The organism is Nonomuraea sp. NPDC049607, assembly GCF_040675375.1.
In the GTDB taxonomy this organism is placed as follows: Bacteria; Actinomycetota; Actinomycetes; order Streptosporangiales; family Streptosporangiaceae; genus Nonomuraea.
In genome coordinates, this window is the sequence record NZ_JBFAOV010000050.1 from 1 (window position 1) to 14,913 (window position 14,913).

Here is a 14,913-nt window from a genome sequence, read left to right on the forward strand (position 1 = left end):
ATCACAGCACGACCGGACCCGCCAACGGCGGTAACGCTACAAATCCCTACGATCACACTGCGGCATCACGGGCATAGGCTCGCAAACTGCACTCTCAGTACTCGAAAACGCCATGGGCGGCCACCACGTCACTTGACGCGTTCGGCCGCACCTCGGTGATGCGCTCGGCCAGCAGCAGCGCAGCGGCGAGCCCGCCCTCCGCATTGTCGCCGGTCAGCCCGAGTTCGATCCGGTCGGCCAGGTAGTCGTCCGGGAGATCGTCCTCGTTGCCGCCGAACAGCGGATCGAAGGTCAGGATGACGCGACCGTCGGCGTAATGGTCGAAGGACGCGTCCCGGTTCACGTTGACGAAGACACTCGCGGTGACCGTCCCGGCCGACAAGAGCCGCAGCACCTCGGGCAGCGTTCCGGCGAAGCCGTTCCACTCGCTCAGAATGGTCCCGCCCTTGGCCGACCGCGCGCAGATCAGCCCTTCTTCGAAATCGCCTTCCTCGTCATCCCCGTCGAACACGTCAATGCCGAGGCGGGCCAGCGCCTCGCGCGGGGTGAGACCGCGGACGAAGGTTGCACAGAAAGCGTCGTCCTCAAGCCAGTCGTAGCCGCTCACGGGGATCCTCTTCTCGTGGGACAGATCACGAAGAGAATGGCATGTGAGTCCGACGAAAAGTGGCTCTACTTCGAGTGGTGGAACCGGGCCCCCTGCCATGTGCCCTGGAGATCTCCGTCGACAAATACCCGTAGGGACCATCAGGCAGGTTCGAGGCGGTTGGCGAGGCGGCGGAGGGTGATTGCGAACCGGCCGCGAAGGCGCAGAAGAACAGGCCGGCGCGAACGCGGCGGGATCATGCGTAACCGCGCGGCCTCTGCTCGCTGCTCGGCGAGGCAGGCGCGGCCCCACTCCTCATACATGGCATACACGGAAGGCTCCTCAGGGTTCTTCGGGGAATGCGTGGTAGAAAATGAAAATCGGCCGAGTGTCCGGCGGCGCCTCGCTCGATTCGACGCGCGATTTGGCCAGCTCACGCCACGGCTGCAACACGGCATAGAGCTGGTCGGCGAGTTGCGCGAGCTCGTCCTTGGTGAGCCTCAGGTGGTGGCTGCCGCCGAAGGCCGCGTTGCGCCAGTCCTCGGGAAGCGTCATGTGAGTACGCTCGAAATCGCGCAGCCGCTCGAACTGGTCGATCACCCATTGTGAAGTCCACGCCTGCGCCGCGGCTCGTGCTTCCGGGGCTTCGAAGTCCCTCACCAATGCCCACCCGCCCATGGATGCCCGCACCCAGCGTTCCCGGCTGTCCCGGGCCAGCTCCGGCACGTCCTCGATCAAGCCGTGTTTCTGCATTTGCCGCAGGTGATAGCTGACCTGGCCGGGGTCGGCCTCCATCCGTCTGGCCAGCTCGCTCACCGTGATCGGGCCGATCCGGCAGAGGCGGCCGAAGAGCTTCATCCGAAAGCGGCTGGTCAAGACCTTGAGGACGTCCGGGTCATCGATATGTCGCATGAGCACGACGGTATGACCGGCAGGTGAAATTGCTCAAGGCATCTACTGGATCTTGAAAACACGGCGGTTCTGCGGAGAGCGGCTCACGCCCGGCCGCGTCTGCTACGCCGAGCCAGGTGACGAACACGTCGCGCACCCCGTGCAGGAGGCGAGGATCCTGGTCATCGAACGCAAGGGCAGCATCTGACCCCGCAGCAGTACCCACCTGCATGGAGTTCCACCGGCAATGCCGCCCTGCGGACCATCGCCACCGCTGGACCGCTGGACCGCTGGACCGCTGGACCGCCGGGACAAGGGGCCGGCGCGGGCTCGCACTCTGGCTAGAACGACAGCTTGAACCCGTCGTGGCTGCGGACGAAGCCGAGGGAGTCGTAGAAGCGATGGGCCTCGGTGCGCTGCTTGTTGCTGGTCAGCTGCACCAGGGTGCATCCGCGGGCGCGTGCACGTTCGATCGCCCAGGTGAGCAGTTCGCGTCCAAGTCCCGCCCCACGTCGATCGGCACGCACTCGGACTGCCTCGATCAGAGCCCGCTCCTGTCCGTGTCGTCCCAGGCCAGGGATGTACGTCAGTTGGAGGCAGCCAAGGACCGTGCCGCCTCCCTCGTCGAGAACGAGCATTTCGTTTCGCTCATCGGTGTCGACGGCCTTGAAGGCCCGCTCGTACGCCTCGTCGACTTCAACGGTCCGGGGATCAATCACAGTGTCCTCATCAGCCAGGAGGGCAATGATCGCGGGCAGATCCCGGCGCGTCGCAGTACGAATCATCACGCCACAGAGCATGCCAGGCAGCTGAGCACGGTCGAGCGGCGGTCCATCGAGGCAGCGTCATCGGCGTCCGAGGAGCCCTGGCCATCGCTCCGTCCTCGGCCGCTGGGCCGCAGCACTGCTGCCGGCCCTGGCCGCCTGCACGCTCTCATCCCAGGCGTACGCGGCCGGCATCGACGTCGAATGCGTCGGCAGCTTCGCCCGTACCTTCTCACCTCCCGCCACCACGACCGCGCAGACCATCACCGTCACCGGCGGCTACTCCTACGACACCTGCGCGGTCGCCTCGGACGGCACCGGCGCCGAGAGCGTCTTCACCGGCACCGTCACCTCGGGACGCTACCTCGGCGACGCCGCCACCCGCGTCACCAGCGGTATCAGCTACTACGGCAGCCCGCCCGGCTGCCTGCTCGGCACCGCCCCCATCTCCTCGGCCACCGGCCTCGTCGACAGTCTCCTGCTCACCAGCTGAACCCCGCCCCAAAGCCTGTCGCAGGTCAGCGGTGTCGCCGGTACTGCAGATAGACGATCCCGTTGCCGGAGGCGGTGCTGGAGACCAGGTCGAGCCGGTAGGACTTGGGGACGCCGTCGAACAGCCGGGTGCCCTCGCCCGCGACGTAGGGGAACATGCTCAGCCGGAGTTCGTCGATCAGGTCGAGCCGCATGAGCGACCGCCAGAGGCTGACGCCGCCCCAGACGATGACGTGGCCGTCGCCGCCCAACCTGAGCTTGTCGATCTCTTCTGTCGTGTCGCCGGCGGCGATGGTGGTGTTGGCCCAGTCGGCCGTCTTCAGGGTCCGGGAGAAGACGACCTTGCGCGCGGGGTTCAGGATGTCGGCGAACGGGTGGTCGGTGGAGGTCGTCATGGCCGGGGCGATGCTCTCGTAGGCGGTTCGGCCCATGATGTGCGCGTGGGCGCTCCGGAGGAAGTCGAGGTGCGCGGGCTCGTCGGGCTGACGGTTTTCGGGCAGGTCGAAGCAGAACGTCGAGAACTCGGTGCCCTCGTCGGCGAGAAGGCCGTCGAGGGAGTAGTTGAAGACTGTCGCTATCAGCTTCCGCATGATCAGATCTCCGGGGGTCTCTGCCTGATGGAGGGACGTGCGTGTGGGCGTCGCGGCCTGTCGTCCATGCGGTTGGACACCGACGCCACCCGGAAGTCATCGCTGGGCGATCACGAACGCCTTGCCAGGAAGACGAACTCCCTTCCTGGCCGGTCAGGCGCATCGCGAACGTCCTCCACCACATAGCCGTGGGCGACCAGATCCCTCTCGACCTCTTCCCGCTCCCGGAAACGCAACGTCGAGTCCGACGTGAGCACCTGCCCGTCCGCGGCGAGGACGTAGGTCCAGCGGAACGTCACCAGGGGCAGGCTCACCTCGATCAGCTCGACCCAGCTCTCGACGGAGCCGACGCCCGGGATCTCCGTCACGTCGTGGGAGGACTCGCGGGTCCACTCCTCCCAGGCGCGTCTGGCCGGATCGCGGGTCTCGAAGACCAGCCGCCCTCCGGGCCGCAGCGCTTCGCGGGCTCCCCGCAGCGTCCTCTGCCAGGTCGGCGGATCGGCGATGGCCTGGGCGACGTTCGCCGTCATCGTCGCCAGGTCGACCTGCAGCGGCGGGAGGTCCGTCGCGTCACCGCAGATCCAGCGCACTCGCTCGCTGCCCGGTTTGGCCTGGGCGACGTCGATGGAGGCCTGAGCGGGATCGACGCCGACGACCTCGATCCCGCGGCCGGCCAGAAGAAGTGCGAACACGCCTGTGCCGCAGCCGATGTCCAGCACCCGGCGAGCCTCGAACTCCTCCGCCATCCGGAGGTAGGCGTCGAGATCGCGGCGGTCGGGGTCGAGCGGGTCGTAGAGCACGGCGAGGCGTGGATCCCCGAAACATTCGTCAGCCATGCGGCCGAACGTATGCGGGGCCAAGACCGAACGGCCACCGAGTATCGAGGCGGGAACGCACGTCTTCACGTCCGCGAGACGCCTCCGTCCAGGGGGGCCGTCGCGTTCTTGGAGTACGGAACGTGTCCCGCCGTGGGTTCGATCCGATGCCGATGGAGTCTGCGGCCCGGTCCGGGCGTCGGGTGAAACCTAGGCTCGTGGGAACCCTTCCCCCCTCAGGAGCTCCCATGGCCGAGCTTGAGGCGCCACCCCGCGCAGACGTCCCCAGCAGCACCGACCGCGTGGAGGACCCGCGCGAGGGCATGCGGCGAGGCTGGGTGGTCTGGTTCGCCTACGCCGCCACGGCCCGGCACCTGATCCGGCTGGCGACACCGGCCGCGCTGGTGTTCGTGCCGCTCGGCCTGCTGGCCCTGCTGGGGCTGGCGCCCGTCGTGGACGGGTCGGCGGCGCTGGTCAACGGCTCGTTCGAGCTGTTCGACCCGCCGGTCGGGCCGCTGCTGGCGTGGACGGCGGCGGCGACCGCGCTCGTGCTGGCCGCCCAGGCCGTGGTCCTGCCCGCCACGGTGGTGCTCGCCGCCGGGCTGCTGACCGGCAGGCGCGTCCGGGTGCCGGACGCGATGCGTGCCGCGGCGCGGAGGTTGCCCGCGATGCTGGCGCTGGCGCTGCTGGCCGTGCTGGTGTGCGCGGTGATCGCGGCGGCGGGGATCGGCGTGCTGCTGTGGCACGGGCCGTTGCCGGGGGCGTTCTTCGTGATGGGCCTTCTCCTGCTGATCGCGATGCCGTGCCTGCTGGGCATGGCGGCCGTGGTGCTGGAAGGCCGGTCGCCGGGAAGCGCGATCGCCCGCGGGTACCGGCTGGCGTGCGCGGCGGGACCGGCCCAGAGCGGCTTCTGGTCCAGCTCGTTCACGCTGGCCCTCGGCGTGCTGGCTCTTCCGGTCGCGGCGCGGCAGGCGGTGGAGTGGGCGGCCTCGGGACATCCCCTCGTCGGCGGCGTCGCGACCTCGGTCCTGGGGCTGGCCTTCCCCGCGTTCCAGGCGACGGTGATCGCCCGCCTGTACCTGCGGCGGCTGGCGCTGCGCGGCACGGCCACCGAGTTCGACGGGCTCGTCGAGCGCCTGCCCGAGAGCGAGCCGTCCCCGGCCAGGCCGGTGCCGGTGCTCGCGGCGTTGCTGCTGCCCGGCCTGCTGTACGGGGGCACGATGCTGGTCAACCCGTTCGGCTGGCTGGAGGTGGACCAGACGGTCGTCACGGCGTCCTGGACACGTCGTGAGCCGCCGATACGGAAGGACGGGCGCCCCGCCCCGACGCTCGGCACGCGGGATCTGCGGGCCGTGTTCGCCGGCCAGGGATCGAGCATGGTCATGCTCATGGACGGGTTCGACCAGGCGAAGCTGCTGACCTGCGCCGACAGCGCCTGCGCCCACTACCGGTACGCGTGGGCCGAGCCCGCCCAGGCCGACGAGGATCCCCGGTCGGCCGGCACCCGGCTGCCCGACGGCCGGATCGTGCTGACCACCTGGACCCCACAGGGCAAGGACGAGACCTGGCGGGCCAGGCTCGGACTGCTGATGTGCGACGCGAAAGGCTGCCTGCCCGCGGCCGGCGGCCGGTCCCTGGGCGAGGTGAAGGACGAGAACAGGCTGGTGGCCCTGGCGCCGAGCCACTACGGCGGCCTGATGATCGCCCAGGTACGCCGGAACGGGGACGGCGAGATCCTCTCCGTCACCACCCGCGAGGACCCCGCCTGCACGAAGCCGCGGACGAAGGACCTGGCCAAGCTGCCCTCCCGCACGTCGCGCTACCAGGATCAGGGCCTGGCCGTCGCCGCGGGCCCGCTCGACCGCCCCGTCGTCCTCTGCTTCGACGACTACACCGGCTCCCTGGCCGTGATCACCTGCGAGGACGACACCTGCGACCCCGTGCACGTCGAACATCCGGTCCAGGGCGGCTTCACGTGGGCTTCGGGCAAGAACGACGGCCCCACCGGCGCGACCATGGCGCTCAGGGAGGACGGCCGCCCGCTGATCGCCTACCGGGACTCGGCCGACGGGTCGGTCAGGCTGCTCGACTGCCGCAACCCCTCGTGCTCGCAGGCCGACACCGTCGTCCTGTCCACCCCGGGGGACGACCACCTGCCCCCGGCGCTGGCGGTGGACGAGACCGGCCGGACCGTGGTGGCCTACCAGGACCTCGACCGCGACCAGATCGTCGTCGCCACCTGCAGGGGTACCCGTTGCACGCACACCCCCGTGGCCAAGAGCGAACACACTCCCGGCCCGGGCCTCGCCATGGCCCTGGACGGCCGCGGCCGGCCGGTGATCGCCTGGATCGACGACTCCTACTCCTTCGACCTGGTCGTGACCAACCCGCTCAACCTTCCCTCCCCGTGAGCCATGAGGGGCGCGGTCAGGCCGCCTCGTCCGTGGAATCGGGAACGGAAAGCAGTCGCATCCTGCCGGACCCGGCCTTCTCGTCGGGGAAGACCCACTTCCGGAACGCCCAGAAGCGGAAGACCATGGCGACCAGCGTGCCGATGATCTGGGCGCTCATGAAGTCGGCCACCTCCTGGGTGAGCACGCTCACGTCCGGGGTCTCCAGATGGAACACGTACCGGGAGATCCAGAGCGGTGCGGTGCTGAGCACCAGACCGATGCCGCTGACCAGGAAGAACAGCGCCGCCTCATGACGGCGTTCGCGGCCGCCCCTGGTCCGGAACGACCATTCGCGGTTCAGCACGTAGGACGCGATCGTCGCCACGAGCACCGCGATGATCTTTGCGGTCACCGGCTTCGGTTCCAGGACGGTCAGCTTCAGCCCGTAGAACGTCGCGTTGTCCACCAGGAACGCGGCTCCGCCCACGACCACGAACTTCAGCAGCTCACGGTGCTTCAGCACGAGTGCGTGCAGCGGTTTCGGCAACCTCGCGAGTACTGCTCTAGCTGTTCTGCGCACCCCCGATCTTCTCACCAGTCGATCACCTTGGTAAATCCATACTTTTCGGACGGCCGTGGAGATCGCGAGAAACCGTGAAGAAGGATCGGGGGTTCGCCGAACCAGGTGTGTTCGACGTAACCACCTGAAAGGCACGCCTTTCGCAGCCGTGACCGCTTCGACCTCACCTGTCCCAGCGCCCGTCCCTGGCTCCGAGGAGATCGAGGGCGACCGGGCCGGCCTCCCTCGGCCGGCGCGGTCACCTCGGCGGCCTCTTCACGGTCTCCCGGGCGGCAGGTGGACGATGAGAGTCGGCGCGGCCATGGGCCTCGCCGCGGCGGTGACCGCGGGGCTCGTGGTGGTCCGGGGCGATCACGACTCCGCTCCGTTCGGGGCGGCCCCGGCCGGCGCCGCCGAGCTGCTGCGGAACGCGGCCCTCGTCGCGGTACGGGAGGAGACGCGACCAGGGGGACAGTTCCTCTACGTCGACCAGAAGGCCGTCACCCGGGGCTCCGGTTCCGAGGGTGAATACACCCAGGACGTGCGCCGCGAGCTGTGGCTGCCGGGCGGGAACGCCGACAAGGCTCTGACGCGCTCGACGTACGGCCAGACACACGTCACCGACGGACGGGACCCGATGCACCTCCAGTCTCCCGGAACGGTGGAGTACGAACGCGCGGGACAGTGCCGCACAGGCGGATCGGCCCGGCTTCCTCAGGCCGACGAGCTTCCCGTCGACCCCGATCAGGCCCTGGCGAAGGTCCGCCAGGACGCGGAGGCGTTCGTCCGTTCGGACCAGAGCAGACGCGCAGAGACGAACCTGGGCGCGGACGAGATCGAGATGCGGGTCGAGAAGACCGTGGGGAGCCAGCTGTTCAGGCTGGTGGAGAACCCGCTCGCCTCCTCCGGGACCAGGTCCACGGTCTTCGGCGCGCTGTCCAGGATGCCCAATGTGACCATCGTCCCGGACCTCACCGACTCCGCCGGACGGCACGGGGTGGGCGCCTCCCTCAAGCTCGCGACCCCCGACGGCGGCTGGGAGCGCGGGGAGCTCATCTTCGAGCCGGGCACGTACCGGTTCCTCGGTTGTCGGAGCTGGCTCGGACAACCCCAGGGCGGACAGGTCAAGGAGACCCCGCGTTCCAGCATGGCGGTGATGACGGTGAAGGTCGTCGACTCGATGCCGGAGGTCCCCAAGAACGCCGGCAAGCCGCTGTTCTGCTGACGCGATGTTCCGCCGGGGGATCCGTAGGCGTCGTGGAAGGCCGGTGCCCGTGCGGGCTCAGAGTCGGATGCTCCTGATGATCTTCGTGAGCTCGGGTACGAGAGGTTGGCTGGCCATGACGGTGACCACGACTCCCTTGCGCTCGACCCAGCCCGCGTACCGCCCGTGGCCCAGTGCGCCGTCGCCCTCCTGGGTGAGCACCTGACGGTCGCCGATCTTCACGGTGCTGGTGTCTCCGGAGAACGTCCCGAGGTCGAACGGGCCGTTCTTGAGCTGTGCCAGCGACTTGGCCTTCGGCCAGCACACCACCCTGATCCACAGCGACCGATGTCGGCGGTCCACGTCGTCGCGGTCGTCGGTCCACTGGTAGCCGTACTCGGTGATGCTGTCGTGCTTGTTGACGAGGACCTGCCCGGACGTGAACCCCTTCGGGACATGGCCGACACGGACCCCCTTGATGGCGGCGGCCCCTCGCGGCGGCTTGTCGATCCTGGTGTCGGCTGACCGCTTCACTTCGGCCTTGGACGGGACGGGACAGGACGGCCGAGCCGCCGCCTGGGCCGGGAGCGGCATGAGCGCCGCGACGACCGGCAGCGCGGACAGGGCGACTAACTTCTGGAGCTTGTTCACATCCGGGTTAGAGGTGACGGACGTGAAGAAAGTTCATTGTGTTCCGGCCTGACGCCACTCTCCATGATCGCTTGTAGGGTGAGGCGTTCACCCCCGTCCTTCCGCCCCCCCAAGGAAGCCTCTCGTGTTACGTCGTCACCGCTCAGCCCTGCCCGCCCTGCTCGTCGCCGGTCTGTACGGTGCCGCGCTGACGGCAGCCGCCGTCGTCACCCTGATCTCCGGCGACCTCGGCCCGTTGTGGGGGCTGACGGTGTTCTCGGCCGTGACCGACGACGTCACGGTGACAGGGGGGAACCTGCTCCTCCTGATCGTGGCCGGGCTGTCTTGGACATGGGGGATCTGGGAGGTCCTGCGCGGGCCGCTCGCGGGCCCGCCGCCCCGGCAGGACCGCGACATCCTGCGGCTGCGCGTGGCGCTCTACGTCGCGACGGCCACGACGTGGCTGCTCCACGTCACCGCGTGGCTCCCGGTGGATGTCGCGGTGATCGACTCTGCGGCGATGTACGTGCTGGTGCTGCTGTTCATGCGGGTGCTGGGCCCCGGCCGGCAGTACATGCGGGGCGCGGGGGTGCTGGGGTACGGCGGATTGACCCTCATGGATGTGCTCGGCCTCGTCGGCCTGCCTGTCCCGGACAGTATGGAGCTGGTCTGCGGCCTGGCCGTCCTGGCCTGGACGATTCTGATCCTGCGGGCCCAATGGGACGACGACCGCTGGCGGACGGCGACCGTCAAGTACGGTGTCGCCGCCCTGGTGGTGCCGATCCTCCTGATGCTGGCGGCGTTGCCGTTCGCGGAAGAGGGAAGCGCCGTCGAGGCTCTCGGCGTGGTCTCCAGCGTCCTGATCATGATCTGGCTGGCCCGCTCCGCCCACGACCTTGCCGCCCCGCGCGACCAACCGGCCGAGGCCGGATCGACTGTGTGGAGCAGCGGCCAAGACCACTGACAAGTTGCCCCGCCCGCGCGGCGACCAGGGCGTCCCCATGTCAGTTGTGGTGTCAGGGCGGCGACAGCCCCGTATCAGAGCGGACGGACATGCTGAATGCATGAACGGTTCAGCGATGCGGCCTCCGGGCCGCGAACTGGGCCACCTACCCGAGAACCATGAGTCGCAGGAGACCATCATGCAGACGTTCGCCACCCCCGCCGCCATCCGCGCCATCCTCGACATCCCCGCGGGACGCGTGCACTTCGTCGCCGCCGACCAGGCCGAGACCACGGTCGAGGTCGTGCCCTCGAACGCCTCGAAGAGCCGCGACGCGCAGGCCGCGGAGCAGACCACGATCGACTACGCCGACGGCGTGCTGCGCGTCGTGACCCCGGTGAAGAACCAGTACCTCGGCCCGTCCGGAGCCATCGAGGTGACGGTCAAGCTGCCCGCCGGCTCCCACGTCGAGGCCAAGGCGGCCAGCGCCGAACTGCGGACCGCCGGCCGCCTCGGCGACGTCACCTTCGACGGCGCGTACAGCCAGATCAAGATCGAAGAGGCCGCAAGCCTCCGCCTCACCGCGGTCGACGGCGACGTCGAGATCGGCCGACTGGGCGGCGCAGCGGAGATCACCACTGCACGGGGTGACATCCGTATCGCCGAGGCCGCGGGCGGCAAGGTCGTGCTCCGCACCCAGTCCGGTGACATCTCGATCGCCGCCGCCACCGGGGTCTCGGCGGCCCTGGACGCCGGCACCGACCACGGCCGCATCACCAACGCCCTCAAGAACGACGGCGCTGTCGAGCTCGACATCCACGCCACCACCTCCAGCGGCGACATCACCGCCCGCAGCCTGTGACCCGCGGCCTCCAGAAGGGAGGCGGACCAAGTTGCGGAGGTCGTCACGAAGTCGCGCCCGATCCGGAGAACCCGGCGCTCTTGTCGGCAGGACTGGGAGATCGGCCCAGCCTGCGCGGTTCGTACTTTGTAGTTGAAGGCAGACCAGAGGCCCTTCGGGGCCTCTTCTGCGTTTCATCGGCTGCGGCCGGGACACGGCGAAGGCGGCCCCCAGCTGTGGGGGCCGCCTTCGACTTAGGCTGTGGATCGTTCCTATCGTCCGGTCGGTACGCCGGTGCCGTCGGCAGCCGTGCGGGGACGCGGAACCCGGTTGTTGCGCAGGTACTCGACCTCGGTACGCAGGTTCGCCAGCAGCTTGCCCGCGATGTCCTGGCTGAAGCCGTTGCGGATGACGAAGCGGATGACGGCGATGTGTTCCAGGTTGGGCGGCAGGTAGTACGTCGGGGCCTGCCAGCCGTGGATCTTCAGCCGGTCGGCCAGGTCGAAGACGGTGAAACCGTCGAAGCCGGGAGCCGTCCGTACGGCGAGCACCGGTAGTTCCGAGCCGTCGGCGATGAGCGAGAGCTCGGGGAGCTTCGCGATCTCCTCGCCGAGGTAGGTCGCCACGTCACGGCAGGTCTGCTGGACGGCCCGGTAGCCCTCGAAGCCGAGCCGCAGGAAGTTGTAGTACTGGGCGACGACCGGCGCGCCGGAACGGGAGAAGTTGAGGGTGAAGGTGTCTATGCTGCCGCCGAGCAGGTCGCAGGAGAGCACCAGGTCTTCGGGCAGCGCGTCCGGCTCCTGCCAGACGATCCAGCCGACGCCCGGGTAGACCAGGCCGAACTTGTGGCCCGAGGTGTTGATCGACTGCACCCGGGGGAGCCGGAAGTCCCACACCCTGTCGGGCTCCAGGAACGGGGTGATGAAGCCGCCCACGGCGGCGTCGACGTGCAGCGGGATCTTCAGGCCGCGCTCGGCCTCCAGCCGGTCGAGCTCGGCCGACATCTGCTCGATCGGGTCGTACTTGCCGCATTGCGTGGAGCCGAGCACACCGACGACGCCGATGGTGTTCTCGTCGCAGAACTCCCTGAGCCGGGCGGGGGACAGGGTGTAGGCGGGCTCCTCGATCGGGATCCAGCGCGGCTCGACGTCCCAGTACTGGCAGAACTTGGGCCAGCAGGTGTGGACGGCCGTGCCCATCACCAGGTTGGGCCTGTCGACGGGCAGCCCGGCCGCCCGGCGCCGCTCGCGCCACTGGAACTTCATCGCCAGCGCGCCGAGCATGGCCGCCTCGCTGGAGCCGCCGGTGGAGCAGCCGACGCTGGCGCCGTTGGGGTCGCTCCACAGGTGGTCGAGCATGTTGACGCAGCGCGACTCGATGTCGGCCGTCTGCGGGTACTGGTCGTGGTCGACGATGTTGCGGTCGAGGGTCTCGGCGATGAGCTCGCGGGCCTGGGGCTCCATCCAGGTGGTGCAGAACGTGGCCAGGTTGAGCCGGGCGTTGCCGTCGAGGAGGAGCTCGTCGCGGATGAGCGCCTGGGCCGCGCTGGGGTTCATCGGGTTGGTCGGCATCTTGAAGCGGGGGACGCCCCCTTCGGGGACCAGCCCGTTGTAGAGGGGATTGACATCGAGCGCTTCCTGCCACCGGTCGGATTCGACTCGTCTGAGCATGAGCTTCACCTCTCGATGCGTTGAGTGATGTCGAGCACTCACAGTAGGCAAGTTTTTACTGTCCGTCAACGACTTTCATACCGAGGTCCGGAGTCCTGCGATGGCTGCGGGTAGGTGTGGGGTCTCGGTCGGGGCCAGTTGGGGCTAAACGGGCGCTGATGGGGTGGGTCGGATTCGCGGCTCCGCGCCAACTCCGCGTCCCTTTTTTCCGCCAATGTGGTCCTTTGTCGGATTTGCGGGTAGGTCATGCCGCGCGAGCAGGCGCCGGCACGTCCGGGGTCTGTACGCGCGTACCAGGCCCAGGGCGGGCCGAGGTGGTGAGTGAGCGGGAAGGAGTGCTGATCATGTCGAACAGGTTGCAGGTGGCCTTTGCCGTACTCGCCGGGTACTACCTCGGACGGCGCCACAAGTTGCGCATGGCGGCGGCACTGGCGGCGGCGGGGCTGGCCGGACGTGCCAGCTGTGGCGAGGGCGGCCTGCTGGCGCAGGGCGTCAAGGCCCTCAGCTCCAATCCGGAGCTGCAGCGGATGACCGGCCGCCTCCGGGGCGAGCTCATGGAGGTCGGCAAGGCGGCGGCCGTGTCGGCGGCCAGCAGGCAGATCGACTCCCTGACCCACAAGCTCCAGGAGCACGGCGGGAAGTCCCACGCCGAGCAGGACGAGGCCAAGCCCGCGAAGCAGCAGGCGCCCAGAGGCGAGGAAGCGGACTACGACGAAGAGGACTACGACGAAAGCGATCGTTACGACGAGGACGAGGACGAAGAGGCGACCGAGGAACCGGAGCAGGCCGGGCAGCAACCCGAGGGTCATCGAGGACAGCGGCGAACGCGTCCTGTCCGGCGGGTCAGCCAGTCGCGGAGGTGAGTGCGGTGACTGAGGCAGAGGCAGCGAAGAAGGCGACAGGAGCCGGTGGGAGAGCCTTGGGCAAAGCCACCGGCACGGCCCGTCGCGCCGGCCAGGCCGCGAAGGGCAAGGTCGAGGACCAGGCAGGGGAAGCCGTGGGAAAGGCCGGTGAGGCCGCGGGGAAGGCGGGGGAGGCCGGTCACGGAATTGCCGACAGCCTGCCGATGGACCGGCTCGTCCAGTCCGCACAGGGGCTGCTGCAGGCCGCGGGCTCGCGGGTGCTGTCCTCCGCGGGGGACAAGCTCGAAGGCCTGACCGGCCGTCTCTCCGACTACGTGGAACACGGCGGGAAGGGCCTGATGAGCGCGGTCACGGGCTCGGACAAGCCGGGCGGGTTCGTCAGCGGAGCCCTGAAGGGCGGCCTGACCGGTGGCCTGAAGGGCGGCCTCAAGGGGGGTCTGAAGGGCATCTTCCAGAAGCTCACCGGCGGTGGCGGCGGGAAGGCGGGCCACGAGAAGATCACCAACATCGTGGAGTCGATCGACGTCGGCGCGCCACGGCGTCTGGTGTACGACCAGTGGACCCAGTTCCAGGACTTCCCGACGTTCATGAAGAAGGTCGAGACCGTCAAGCAGGACAGCGACGAGGAGCTTTCCTGGAAGGCCCAGGTCTTCTGGTCGCACAGGAGCTGGAAGGCGCACATCGTCGAGCAGATCCCGGATCAGCGGATCATCTGGCGGTCAGAGGGACAGAAGGGGTATGTCGACGGAGCCGTGACCTTCCACGAGGTCACTCCCGACCTGACCCGGGTCCTGGTCGTCCTGGAGTACCACCCGCAGGGCCTGTTCGAGCGGACCGGCAACCTGTGGCGCGCGCAGGGGCGACGCGTACGGCTGGAGCTCAAGCACTTCAGACGGCACGTGATGGCGCACCTGCTGCTGAAGCCCGACGAACTGGAGGGCTGGCGCGGTGAGATCCACGACAGCGAGGTCGTCAAGGATCACCAGACCGCCGTCCAGGAGGAACAGGACCGGCAGGGCGCCGAGGAAGAGGAGCCCGAGGAGGGCGAGGAGCCCGAGGAGGGCGAGAGGGCCGAAGAGGAAGAGTTCGAGGACGAGGACGAGCTGAGCGAGGGCGAGCCCGAGGAAGAGGAAGAGGAAGAAGAGCCCGAAGAGGAGGAGCCCGAAGAGGAAGAGGAAGAGGAAGAGGAGCCCGAGGAGGAAGAGGAAGAGGAGCCCGAGGAGGAAGAGGAAGAGGAGCCCGAGGAGGAGCGTCCCGCGGCTCCGGTTGCGCGGCGTCGGGCCGGAGCGCCCACCCGCCGGGCCGCCGAGCAGGACCGGCCGGTACGCCGGCGCCGGATCCGAGCCGAGTAGCCACTCGTCAGGGCCTGTCGCCGAAGGCCCGGCCAGCCAGTAACAGGGGGAACGACATGACCGTTCAGCCTGCCGGTCGCGGCACGCCGGCCAGCAGCGGCACCGCGGGGACAAGCCTGGCGGACGTCATCGACACCATCCTCGACAAGGGCCTCGTCATCGACGCCTTCGTCCGCGTCTCGCTCGTCGGCATCGAGGTGCTGACGATCGACAGCCGGATCGTCGTGGCCAGCGTGGACACGTACCTGCGCTTCGCGGAGGCGGCCAACCGGCTCGACCTGTCGGCCACGGAGAAGGGACTGCCGGAGGTCGTCGAGGGA

The 14,913-nt window shown here is 68.9% G+C and carries 15 protein-coding genes and 1 pseudogene; 8 read left to right on the forward strand and 8 right to left on the reverse strand.

The features are described from left to right. Positions 1 to 94: 94 nt before the first annotated feature. Positions 95 to 607 (reverse strand): DUF6461 domain-containing protein, encoded by a 513-nt coding sequence (locus tag AB0J97_RS46905; protein WP_364102532.1) that lies wholly within the window; start codon positions 605 to 607, stop codon positions 95 to 97. A gap of 321 nt (positions 608 to 928) precedes the next feature. Continuing rightward, positions 929 to 1,498 carry a helix-turn-helix domain-containing protein gene (locus AB0J97_RS46910; protein ID WP_364102535.1) on the reverse strand — a complete coding sequence of 190 codons (570 nt, stop codon included), beginning with the start codon at positions 1,496 to 1,498 and terminating at the stop codon, positions 929 to 931. Between the two features lie 52 nt (positions 1,499 to 1,550). Between AB0J97_RS46910 and AB0J97_RS46915 the strand changes: the two genes are divergently transcribed. Beyond that, positions 1,551 to 1,685, forward strand: coding sequence for a hypothetical protein (locus AB0J97_RS46915; protein ID WP_364102538.1), 135 nt, complete (start codon positions 1,551 to 1,553; stop codon positions 1,683 to 1,685). Between the two features lie 133 nt (positions 1,686 to 1,818). Here AB0J97_RS46915 and AB0J97_RS46920 read toward each other — a convergent pair whose 3' ends face one another. The 3 genes from AB0J97_RS46920 to AB0J97_RS46930 form a co-directional block, all read right to left on the reverse strand. Further along, positions 1,819 to 2,262 (reverse strand): GNAT family N-acetyltransferase, encoded by a 444-nt coding sequence (locus AB0J97_RS46920; RefSeq protein ID WP_364102634.1) that lies wholly within the window; start codon positions 2,260 to 2,262, stop codon positions 1,819 to 1,821. A 497-nt stretch (positions 2,263 to 2,759) separates the two neighbouring features. After that, positions 2,760 to 3,323 carry a dihydrofolate reductase family protein gene (locus AB0J97_RS46925; RefSeq protein ID WP_364102541.1) on the reverse strand — a complete coding sequence of 188 codons (564 nt, stop codon included), beginning with the start codon at positions 3,321 to 3,323 and terminating at the stop codon, positions 2,760 to 2,762. A gap of 110 nt (positions 3,324 to 3,433) precedes the next feature. Continuing rightward, the gene (locus tag AB0J97_RS46930; protein WP_364102544.1) at positions 3,434 to 4,159 is read right to left on the reverse strand and encodes a class I SAM-dependent methyltransferase; all 726 of its coding nucleotides are present in this window, start codon (positions 4,157 to 4,159) and stop codon (positions 3,434 to 3,436) included. Between the two features lie 227 nt (positions 4,160 to 4,386). Here AB0J97_RS46930 and AB0J97_RS46935 point away from each other — a divergent pair, with 227 nt between their 5' ends. Beyond that, the gene (locus AB0J97_RS46935) at positions 4,387 to 6,549 is read left to right on the forward strand and encodes a hypothetical protein (RefSeq protein ID WP_364102547.1); all 2,163 of its coding nucleotides are present in this window, start codon (positions 4,387 to 4,389) and stop codon (positions 6,547 to 6,549) included. A gap of 16 nt (positions 6,550 to 6,565) precedes the next feature. Here the strand turns inward: AB0J97_RS46935 and AB0J97_RS46940 are convergent, their stop codons facing one another. Continuing rightward, positions 6,566 to 7,054, reverse strand: coding sequence for a GtrA family protein (locus tag AB0J97_RS46940; protein WP_357706302.1), 489 nt, complete (start codon positions 7,052 to 7,054; stop codon positions 6,566 to 6,568). Positions 7,055 to 7,259: 205 nt separating this feature from the next. On the opposite strand from AB0J97_RS46940, the gene AB0J97_RS46945 reads away from it, so the two are divergent. After that, the gene (locus AB0J97_RS46945) at positions 7,260 to 8,315 is read left to right on the forward strand and encodes a CU044_5270 family protein (RefSeq protein ID WP_364102551.1); all 1,056 of its coding nucleotides are present in this window, start codon (positions 7,260 to 7,262) and stop codon (positions 8,313 to 8,315) included. 57 nt (positions 8,316 to 8,372) lie between these two features. Here AB0J97_RS46945 and AB0J97_RS46950 read toward each other — a convergent pair whose 3' ends face one another. Continuing rightward, on the reverse strand, positions 8,373 to 8,945 hold the full coding sequence (locus AB0J97_RS46950; RefSeq protein ID WP_364102554.1) for a hypothetical protein: 573 nt from the start codon (positions 8,943 to 8,945) through the stop codon (positions 8,373 to 8,375). A gap of 124 nt (positions 8,946 to 9,069) precedes the next feature. On the opposite strand from AB0J97_RS46950, the gene AB0J97_RS46955 reads away from it, so the two are divergent. Further along, positions 9,070 to 9,888, forward strand: coding sequence for a hypothetical protein (locus AB0J97_RS46955; RefSeq protein ID WP_364102557.1), 819 nt, complete (start codon positions 9,070 to 9,072; stop codon positions 9,886 to 9,888). Between the two features lie 178 nt (positions 9,889 to 10,066). Further along, entirely contained in the window at positions 10,067 to 10,729 is a 663-nt protein-coding gene (locus AB0J97_RS46960) for a DUF4097 family beta strand repeat-containing protein (protein WP_364102637.1), read from the forward strand. A 251-nt stretch (positions 10,730 to 10,980) separates the two neighbouring features. Here the strand turns inward: AB0J97_RS46960 and AB0J97_RS46965 are convergent, their stop codons facing one another. Continuing rightward, a complete protein-coding gene (locus tag AB0J97_RS46965) occupies positions 10,981 to 12,378 on the reverse strand; it encodes a glutamate decarboxylase (protein WP_357706307.1) in 1,398 nt (465 codons plus the stop codon). Positions 12,379 to 12,722: 344 nt separating this feature from the next. Between AB0J97_RS46965 and AB0J97_RS46970 the strand changes: the two genes are divergently transcribed. The 3 genes and pseudogenes from AB0J97_RS46970 to gvpJ all read left to right on the forward strand — a co-directional run. After that, positions 12,723 to 13,241, forward strand: a complete 519-nt coding sequence (locus AB0J97_RS46970) for a hypothetical protein (RefSeq protein ID WP_364102561.1) — start codon at positions 12,723 to 12,725, stop codon at positions 13,239 to 13,241. A 56-nt stretch (positions 13,242 to 13,297) separates the two neighbouring features. Beyond that, the gene (locus AB0J97_RS46975; RefSeq protein ID WP_364102564.1) at positions 13,298 to 14,593 is read left to right on the forward strand and encodes an SRPBCC family protein; all 1,296 of its coding nucleotides are present in this window, start codon (positions 13,298 to 13,300) and stop codon (positions 14,591 to 14,593) included. A 56-nt stretch (positions 14,594 to 14,649) separates the two neighbouring features. Next, positions 14,650 to 14,856: pseudogene (gene gvpJ, locus AB0J97_RS46980) on the forward strand (gas vesicle protein GvpJ); the annotation flags it as partial. Positions 14,857 to 14,913: the final 57 nt, after the last annotated feature.